6 protein-coding genes and 1 pseudogene are annotated in these 9,275 nt (G+C 68.5%); 5 read left to right on the top strand and 2 right to left on the bottom strand.

The window, feature by feature from the left end; all coding sequences use genetic code 11:
* Positions 1 to 33 precede the first annotated feature (33 nt).
* On the bottom strand, positions 34 to 933 hold the full coding sequence (locus tag L0H79_RS05235; RefSeq protein WP_301483504.1) for a DMT family transporter: 900 nt from the start codon (positions 931 to 933) through the stop codon (positions 34 to 36).
* 5 nt (positions 934 to 938) lie between these two features.
* Entirely contained in the window at positions 939 to 2,873 is a 1,935-nt protein-coding gene (gene pknB / locus L0H79_RS05230) for a Stk1 family PASTA domain-containing Ser/Thr kinase (RefSeq protein ID WP_301483503.1), read from the bottom strand.
* 391 nt (positions 2,874 to 3,264) lie between these two features.
* Here pknB and L0H79_RS05225 point away from each other — a divergent pair, with 391 nt between their 5' ends.
* The 5 genes and pseudogenes from L0H79_RS05225 (at position 3,265) to L0H79_RS05205 (ending at position 9,179) form a co-directional block, all read left to right on the top strand.
* The gene (locus L0H79_RS05225; RefSeq protein WP_301483502.1) at positions 3,265 to 3,831 is read left to right on the top strand and encodes a hypothetical protein; all 567 of its coding nucleotides are present in this window, start codon (positions 3,265 to 3,267) and stop codon (positions 3,829 to 3,831) included.
* Entirely contained in the window at positions 3,822 to 5,789 is a 1,968-nt protein-coding gene (locus L0H79_RS05220) for a hypothetical protein (protein ID WP_301483501.1), read from the top strand. Before L0H79_RS05225 ends, L0H79_RS05220 begins: the two co-directional genes overlap by 10 nt.
* Positions 5,790 to 6,078: 289 nt before the next feature.
* Complete coding sequence (locus L0H79_RS05215; protein WP_301483500.1) at positions 6,079 to 6,909, top strand: carbon-nitrogen hydrolase family protein; 831 nt, start codon at positions 6,079 to 6,081, stop codon at positions 6,907 to 6,909.
* Positions 6,906 to 8,264, top strand: a complete 1,359-nt coding sequence (locus tag L0H79_RS05210; protein WP_301483499.1) for an APC family permease — start codon at positions 6,906 to 6,908, stop codon at positions 8,262 to 8,264. Before L0H79_RS05215 ends, L0H79_RS05210 begins: the two co-directional genes overlap by 4 nt.
* A gap of 309 nt (positions 8,265 to 8,573) precedes the next feature.
* A pseudogene (locus tag L0H79_RS05205) lies at positions 8,574 to 9,179 on the top strand (recombinase family protein).
* Positions 9,180 to 9,275 lie beyond the last annotated feature (96 nt).

The following is a 9,275-nucleotide window of genomic DNA, read 5'->3' as shown; positions in this document are numbered from 1 at the left end:
CGGGCCGGGGGATGTCCACCCGGTGGATCCAGGTCAGACCTCGTGGTGGAGGGTCTCCGCCGGCAGCTCACCGGGGCGCCGGCGCGCAAGCAGCTCGACGGCATACATCGCGATGAGCACGAGTGCCCCACCGACGAGCATGCGTCCGGTGAGCGCCTCACCCCCGAGCCACACGGCGAAGGACGCGGCGAAGACCGGCTCCATCGTCAGGATGATCGCCACCCGTGTCGCCGGCAGCCGGGCCTGCGCCCAGGTCTGGGCCCAGAGCGCCCCGATGCTGGCGAAGACGATCATGTAGAGCACCGAGGCCCACTGGCCGAGGCCGGACGGCATCGAGATGCCGTCCGGGAGCGCGCCGAGGACACAGATGACGGCGATGACGACCATCTGGACGGCCGACAGGCCGGTCGCGATCTCGCTGCCGCTCCACTTGCCGAGCCCGATGATGTGCAGCGCGTAGAGCGCGGCGGCGAGCAGGGTGATCGCCTCACCGACGCCGACCGACAGGCCGTTGAGCGACAGGAGGGCCAGGCCCGAGGTGGCCAGCGCGACCGCTGCCCACGTCGAGCCGGCGACCCGTTCGCGCAGCAGGACCGCGGTGAAGACCGGCGTCAGCACGACGTAGGTCCCGGTGATGAAGCCGGAGACCGACGCCGGCGTCGAGGCGAGGCCCTGGGTCTGGAAGATCTGGGCGAGGCCGTAGACGACCCCCAGCCCCGCCCCGATGACGAGCTGGCGCCGAGTCAGGGCGCGCAGTGGCCGCCAGAAGACGATGACCATGATGACGGCCGAGATGGCGAAGCGGACCGCGAGGAAGTCGACCGGCGGCAGGTACGCGACGAGGTCGCGGATGAGGAAGAAGGTCGACCCCCACACGGCGGTGATGCCGAGCAGCAGGAGGGTCGCGACGCGTCGCTGGGTGGCCGGTCTCACGTGGGTCAGACCACCGTCAGCACGATCGTCGAGCCCTTCGGCGCGCTCTGGCCGGCCCGGACGCTCTGGTTGCGCACGAGCTCGAAGAACTCGCCGAGCGGCCGTTCGATCCTGACCTTGAGGCCGAGGTCGGTCAACGTCTTCTCCGCAGCCTTGACGCGCTTGCCGACCACGGACGGCACCTGCACCATGACCGGGCCCTTCGAGACGGTGACGGTGACCTTGTCGCCGCGGTGCAGGGTGCCTTCGGCCGGCTTCTGGGAGATGACGCTGCCCTTGGCGACCGTGCCGCTGTGCGCGTCGTCGGCGCGCTCGATCTCGAGCCCGGCCGCCGTGATCGCGGCCTGTGCGTCGGTGAGCGGCTTACCTACGACCTCGGGGACGGTGATGGGCTCGCGGCCCTTGGACACGACGAGGGAGACGGCGGCGCCGCGCCCTACGGACGTGCCCGTGGCCGGGTCCTGGCTGACGACCTCGCCCTTGGGGACCGTCTCGCTCCACTGCTCGGTGCGTGGGCCGAGAGTGAGGGTGAGCTTGTGCAACGTCCGCTCGACCTGGCCGGCCTTGACACCGGTCAGGTCCGGCACGGTGTAGCGTTCCGGGCCCTTGGAGACCACGAGGGTGACGACACTGCGTTTGCGTACCTCGGTGCCGGCGGTCGGGGTCAGCCCGATCACCTGCCCTCTGGGCACCGACTCCGAGAACGCCTCGGTCGGTGCCCCCCGCAGGTGGCGCGCGACGAGGCTGCCCTCGGCCTGCTCGAGGCGGACGCCGGCGACGTCAGGAACGAGCGTCGTGCCGCCCGGCCCCACCGTGAACCACCATCCCGCGGACCCGCCCAGCACCAGCAGGCTCAGCAGCAGCGCGACGAGGGGCCACCTGCGTCTGGTGCGGGGCCGCTGGTTCGTGGCGGGAATCGGCAGCGCGGCAGTCGGGGAGAGGACCGGGGCCGCCTCGTGGGCCGCAGGTGCCGCCGGTGGGTCCGTCGTGGTGCCCAGCGCTTGCGTCGGGCTCGTCGACCGGTGCGCGTCGGGCTCCGAGGGTGCTTCTGGAGCGGGTCCGGCGACGCCGCGGCGGTCGAGCTCATCGCTCGAGAGCAGGCCGCGCACACTGCGCAGGGCCCCCAGGAAGGTCGCGGCGTCGGGGAACCGGTCGGCCGGCTCGGTGGCGGTGGCCCGCGCGACCATCTCGTCCAGGGCGGTAGGTACGGTCGGGACGATCTCGGACGGGGGCTCGATCGTGCCGTGCACGTGGCGGTAGGCGATCTGGATGGCGGTCTCGCCGGTGACGGCCTTGCGCCCCGTCAGCATCTCGAAGAGGAGCAGCCCGGCCGCATAGAGGTCGCTGCGGGCATCGGACGTGCCGTGCTCGACCTGCTCGGGGGACAGGTATGACGCCGTGCCGAGCACGACGCCGCTCTGGCTGGTCGTGCTCTGGCTGCCGGCCGCGCGGGCCAGGCCGAAGTCGGCGACCTTGACCTCGCCGTCGGTGCGGACGAGGACGTTCTCGGGCTTGACGTCACGATGGATGATGTCGGCGTCGTGGGCTGCGCGCAGCGCCTCGAGGATCGGCTCGAGGACGGCGAGGGCTTCGCGGGCCGTGAGCGGCGCCTCCGCATGGATCACCTCGCGCAGCGTCTTGCCCGCCACGAGCTCCATGACGAGGAAGACCTCACCGCCGTCCTCGCCCTGGTCGAAGACCGCCACGACGTTGGGATGGCTCAGGCGAGCCGCGGCCCGGGCCTCGCGGCGGAACCGGTCGACGAAGAGGTGGTCGGAGGCCAGGCCCGGACGCATGATCTTCAGGGCGACCCGGCGCTCGAGGCGTGCGTCCATCGCCACGTAGACGGAGGCCATGCCCCCGTCCGCGAGGTGGCTGAGGATGCGGTAGCGGCCGTCGATGACCTGACCGACGAGCGCGTCCGTCACGCTGGACGTCACGGGGAGAGTTTACGTAACAGCGGCGGTGATCCTGACCAGGCGCGGCCGCAGCCCGCGGCCGCCTGCCCTGCCCGTGCGTCGTAGAGCGGGGTTGAGGAACAACGGAGCAGTGGTGAGCGATAGGCGCGATTTTGGCACAGCTCAGCGGCTCGCCCGTGTGGTGCTGGTCGTGGGTCTACCGTCGTGCCTCATGCCGGTGGAGTTCCTCAGCGATGAGCAGGTCGCCGCGTACGCCGAGTCTGGGGCTGGCCTGGGCGGGTCTGTGGGCGCACGCTGTTGTGATGGGTGACGTGCTTCGGATCGGTGATCTTCTACGATGGTCATGTCGTGCTCGATGTGCAGTGCCTGGACCGGATCTATCTCAATGGGTATGTGCCGCACTTGCAGGTCGGTGTGGCTGCCGACCAGGCTGGCCAGGCCCGGGCTGCTGCAGCGGCTCCATGCCGCGCCGTTCGTCGCGGACACCGAGTCCGGCGAGGAGAACCGCCGTCGTGGTGTTCGTTTCGTCCTGGACTGGCTGCAGGCGCAGCCCGGGGACACCTGGCAACAGCGGTTGCTGGCCAGCGGCGCCGGTCAGGACGGCCGCACCGACTGGAGGACCATGCCGATCCGGCGGCGCAAGGCCACCACCGGGTTCGACTGCCGGTTCGACACGGCGGTGCTCGGCACCGGCCTGCTGACGCGGATCTGTGCCGACGTGATGCGGCCCGAGCCGGCCTGGCTGCTGACCCCGGCCACCCCGAAACGCCTGGCCGCCGAGATGGCCCGGACCCGCGACCCGGCAGGGTTCGCCGAGCTGACCGCACTGTGTCAGGCCAACCCGGTCGGCGAGTCCACCACCCGGGTGGCGTTGCACCGGGTCGCGGTGATCATGGCAGTCAAGGGCGGCGGGGTCGCCGACATCACCGTCGGCGACTGCCTGCAGCTCCTCGATGTCGCCGCCGATGTGTGCACCTGACCCACTACCGGAGCCCGTACTTCTATCAGCTGCTGCACGCCCTGGGCGTGCTCGACGGCACCGCCGCGCCAACGGTGCGGGCGCAGTGCGACCAGCGGCAGCTCAGCGTGCAGCAGCTGGTCGATCGCTGCGGGATTCAAGCCCAGCCGGTGCGCGAGCTGCTGGTCGACTACCTGCGGGAACGCCAGGTCAACCTCGACCACGTCACCTTGGTGCGGCTGGCCGACACCCTCGGGCGGCTGTTCTGGCGGGACCTGGAGCTGCACCACCCCGGGATCGACTCGCTCCGACTGGCCCCGGCGATCGCGGCCGGATGGAAGACCCGCATCGGGATGAAGACGACCCGCCGCCGCCAGCCCGACGGCACCGTCACCGAGGTCCACAGCCCGCGTCGCAGAGCCACCAGTTGCCTGGCGACGGTACGCGCGTTCTACCTCGACATCGCCCAGTGGGCCACCGACGACCCGGCCAGGTGGGCGCCCTGGGCGGTCCCCAGCCCCATCCGGGCCGCAGAGATCCCGCACCGCAAGGAAGCCGATCGGCGCAAGTCCCGGATGGACCAGCGCACCCGCAACGCCTCCCGCTGTTACCGCCCTGATCGCCGCGGTCGAGGCCCGACGCGCGGTGGCCGCGCAGTCCCTGGCCGCCGCGGGGACCACCGCGCCCGGCCAGGACTGCACCGTGGCCGGGCGGACCCTGCGCCGGGTGGCCCTGCCGGTTTGCAGGCGATCTGCGATCGCCTCGGACCCGGGGCCATCGAGGTGTTCTTCCAACGATGGATGGGCCGGCTCCCCCTGCCCCTGACACCCACGGACCGGGAGGGCGGGTACTGGTGGGGGGTGTCGATGCGTCACATCGAGGTCTGCCGGACCATCGTCTTCGACGCCCCACGGCACGCCCGTGGGTTCTTCGAGGCGTTGGTGATCGACAACCTCGAGATCGGGCGGCCAGAGAACATCGAGCTCATCTTCCGCGGTCATCGGGCCGGCCGTGGTCGACCACCGGTGGTGGAGCAGACCTTCAAGACCAAGGTCGTCACCCGTGACACGGTCGGGCTCACCATCAACGCCTTCTTCAAGAACTCCCGGATCAAGCAGTACCTCAAGGACGGCCGTGCGCTGCGGGTCGAGACCGTCATCAACAAGCCCAACGATCTCCTGTGTCACCGGCGTCTGGAACATCTCGACGAGCTCCAGGCCAAGGGTCGTGCCATCAATGCCCGCCTGCTCGATACTGAACGTGTCGGGCAGGGTTGTGTCCTTGCGAGCCCAGCCTTTGAGCGGGTCGCACAGTCCACCGTCACCGACGATGGCAGGAGGTCGCCCGCACTACGGTTCGGAGATCCTCGGGTCATGGCCCTGCTCGGCGCCCTGTGCGTCGCCTTGAACTCCCTCGGCTTCACCAACCGGAGCCTGCGTGCCCAGGTGAGCCAGCTGCGCGGCGTTCCGACCGCCGAGTACACCGTCAACCAGATGAGCTACGACCTGGCCCGGCTACACCGCAAGGGCCTGATCGCGCGACGGCCGAAGAGCAACACCTACGACCTGACCGCCGACGGGCAGCGCGTGGCGATCTTCTACACCAAGGTCCACAACCGGCTCCTTGGCCCCGGGTGTGAAGCGGCATGTGTAGTGCCCGCAGACGGCGTACGAGCACGCGTGGGAGATCCGCGAGGTGTACCGCTATCGGTCCTGTCAAGGTGTTGCAGCGCGCCGAGCGCTTCCTCTTCCACCGTTTCGAGTGCCTCGTCCAAGAGCTGGGGATTCAACGAATCACTGTTGGCAACCGCCTGGGCCAGCTCGAGAGGGCTCTGGGGAGCCCTCTCGAGGACCCCAGGGTGCGCGTCGGGCCTGGATCGCGCTCCAGCTCACGGCCCAGGACATCTGACCTCAGCGGCGGCGCCCGCATTGCACATCGGAAATCTCCGAGTTGTTGCAGCATGGCTCTTCCGAAAGTGATGTCGGTCATATGGGTTCTGCGATCAACCGGAGGTTCACATGAGTTCCCTTAGCGTCGACTGGACCAACCTCGGTGACGGGCAGGCCGATCCCGTGGTAGGGCTGGTCGATGGCGCACAGGGACAGCGACGCGGCACGGCGCCGTCCAAGCTTTGAAAGATGGGAGCGCGTCCTTCCGCGAAAGTACAGCGGGATCGCGCCAACCAGCTGAATCGATGGAGGTGTCGATGTGACGAGACTCTGGCGGACGGCCCTTGTTCAGGCCCGGCCGGTGAGCGGGGCAGACAGGTTGGCCAAGTTCGCCGACGACGTCGCCGGCATCCTGAAGGACCGCCCGGACACCCAGATGGTGGTGTTCCCCGAAGTCCATCTTCTCGGAGACAAGGATGGCGAGGACGACCCTTGGGCCTTCTTCGCCCGGGTTGCCGAACCCCTCACGGGCCCGCTTGTGGCAGCGCTAGGGCAGGTGGCGGCGGACGCTGGCGCCTGGTTGGTGCCGGGCTCCATCGCCGAACGTGGCGCCGACGGTCGGATATTCAACACGGCGCTCGTCTACAACCCCGAAGGACGACTCGTCTCGTCCTACCGCAAGGTCTTCCCGTGGCGACCCCATGAGCCGTGGGCGTCGGGCACAGATTTCACGGCCTTCGACGTGCCCCAAGCCGGCCGGATGGGGATCAACATCTGTTACGACAGCTGGTTCCCCGAGGCGACGCGCCAGATCGCCTGGCACGGCGCCGAGGTTGTCCTCAACATCGTCAAGACCACCACACCCGACCGCGCGCAGGAACTCGTCCTCGCACGGGCCAACGCGATCGCGAACCAGGTCTTCTACCTCAGCGTAAACGCCGCCGGCCCGCCCGGGCGGGGACAAAGCATCTACGTCGGGCCAGAAGGCGAGGTGCTGGCAGAGATCACACACGCCGAACGCGAGGTAACCCACCTTGTACTCGACCTCGACCGGGTGAGCGAGGTACGCACCCGCGGCACCGCCGGTCTCAACCGGATGTGGCAGCAGTTACACGCCGACGACGACCCGATCGACCTCCCCGCCTACAACGGCCACATGGCGCAAGGCCACTGGCAACCCCGTAACCCAAATCCCGGGGATCACCGATGACTGCTGAGCAGACCCACCAAGCCAGCCACCCGACCCGCCTCGAGCCATCGCTCGGTCTGAGATCGGTGACCTTGTTCGGCCTGGCCTACATGACGCCCATCATCGTCCTCGGCATCTTCGGCATCATCGCCGAAACGTCGAAGGGGGCCAGCGCCGGTGCCTACCTTTTGGCGACGGTGGCCATGCTGTTCACCGCCGCGAGCTACGCAAAGATGTCCAGGCACTACCCTGTCGCCGGCTCCTCCTACACCTACGTGCGCAAGGCCCTAGACGCCAGGCTTGGCTTCATCGTCGGCTGGACGATTCTGCTGGACTACCTTTTCCTGCCCCTGGTGATCTGGTTGATCGGCGCTGCCTACCTCACCGGCCAGTTCCCCTCGGTGCCGACGTGGGTGTGGATCGTACTGTTCATCCTGACCACCACCGCCCTCAACATCATCGGGCTGAAAGTGGCGGACAAGGCGAACTTCGCGCTGATGGCCATGCAGTTCCTGGTGCTGGCCCTCTTCGTCCTGTTCGCGGTCATCTACTTGGTGTCCCACCATGGCGGCGGTTCGCTGCTGTCGACCAACCCGTTCACGGGGGAGGGCGGCTTCTCCGCCATCGCCGCAGGCGGCGCGATCGCGGCGTACTCCTTCCTCGGCTTCGACGCGGTCAGCACGCTCACCGAGGACACCCGGGACCCCCAGCGCAACATTCCCCGCGCGATCATGCTCATCGCTCTCATCGGCGGGGCCGTGTTCGTCACCGTCGCCTACACCCTGACCCTCGTCGAGCCCGGCTCCTCATTCGCCAATGCCGACTCACTGGCCGCGGACACCGCCAAGACCATCGGCGGGGCGCTGTTCGCCGCAGTCTTCCTCACCGGTCTGATCATCGGCCAGTTCACCTCCGGGCTGGCCGCCCAAGCCAGCGTCTCCCGGCTCCTGTACGCCATGGGCCGTGACGGCGTCCTCCCCAAAAGATTCTTCGGCCGGCTCTCCGACCGGTTCGCCACTCCCATCCTCAACATCGTGCTTTGTGGACTCATCGGCCTCGGAGCACTGTTCCTCGACGTCGCCACCTCGACCTCCTTCATCAACTTCGGCGCCTTCACCGCATTCACTCTGGTGAACCTGTCCGTGATCGGCTACTTCCTACGGCACCGCCACACCGAAGCCGGGTCCCGCCTCAACCCCGCCACCTACGTCGTGGTGCCCCTCATCGGCGCCATTGTCGACGTCTACCTGCTCACCAAGCTCGACAGCGCGGCACTGACCCTCGGGGCAAGTTGGCTCACCCTTGGCGTGGTGTACCTCCTCGTCCTCACCCGTGGGCTCCGCGTCCCACCGCCAGAGATGACCATCGTGGAGTAGTCGGACGACTCGCCCTCACCGAGGGGATCGAACCCAGCCCCGACAGCAGCGAACTGGACGGCGTGATCTTAAGCCGGCCGCGCGGAAGCCCTGAGGGATATCAACAACAGGATGAACATCGAAGAGTTCGGGGCCGACCTATTCGCCAGCCTGGACCGATGAGCGCCCCCAATCCCCCAACGGGACACTCCGCGCCCCTTCGGCAGTGCCGCCGGTTCTGCGGAGCACCGGCCATCTCCTGATCCCGTAAGACCCGCCCGATCTAATGCCCGGTGCCCGGTGAAGCGGGCTCAACCGGTACAGTCACCGATGGCCACGATGCTCGTCGGGTACGCCCGCTGCTCGACCGACGACCAGGACCTCACCGCCCAACGCGACGCGCTCGAGTCGCTGGGGTGAAGCCTGAGCGGATCTACGTCGACCACGGGCTGACCAGCACCAACCGAGCCCGCCCCGGACTGCGCGAGGCTCTCGCCGCCTGCCACGCCGACGACATCCTCGTCGTCACCAAGCTCGACCGGCTCGCCCGGTCCCTGATCGATGCCCGCAACATCGTCGAAGAACTCACCCAGGCGCAGGTGAAGCTCAACATCGGCGGATCGGTGCACGACCAGTGCACGACCCGACTGCCCGGTCGGTCGGCTGCTGTTAATGTCCTGGCTATGATTGCCGAGTTTGAGTCGGACCTGATCCGGATGCGTCACCCGGGAAGGGATGAAGGTTGCCAAGGCCAAGGGCCGGCTGCGCGGTAAGCAACCCAAGCTCAGACCAGCCCAAGAGGTGCACCTGGTCGAGCTGTGGCGCGGCGGCAAGCACACCTCCACCGACCTGGCCGACCTGTTCAACGTGGGCCGCTCCACCGTCTACCGGGCAGTGCAACGGACCGGAGAGCCGAAGGCGACAAGACGCCCCTGACCCCCTGAACGCCGCGAAGCCCGGGCGCCACGGTCGTCCGGCCGGGTCTCGGGCTCACTTCCTGCAGCCACTGCCGCAGGCACTCCAAGCGTACGG

The organism is Intrasporangium sp. (assembly GCF_030452765.1).
Classification (GTDB): domain Bacteria; phylum Actinomycetota; class Actinomycetes; order Actinomycetales; family Dermatophilaceae; genus Intrasporangium_A.
The sequence above is the reverse complement of the archived record's forward strand: the minus strand, read 5'-3'. Positions and strand labels throughout refer to the sequence as shown.

Bases quoted from the DNA above. Each gene is read 5' to 3' on its own strand.
- L0H79_RS05210 (WP_301483499.1), top strand. From the start codon at position 6,906: ATGACTGCTGAGCAGACCCACCAAGCCAGCCACCCGACCCGCCTCGAG.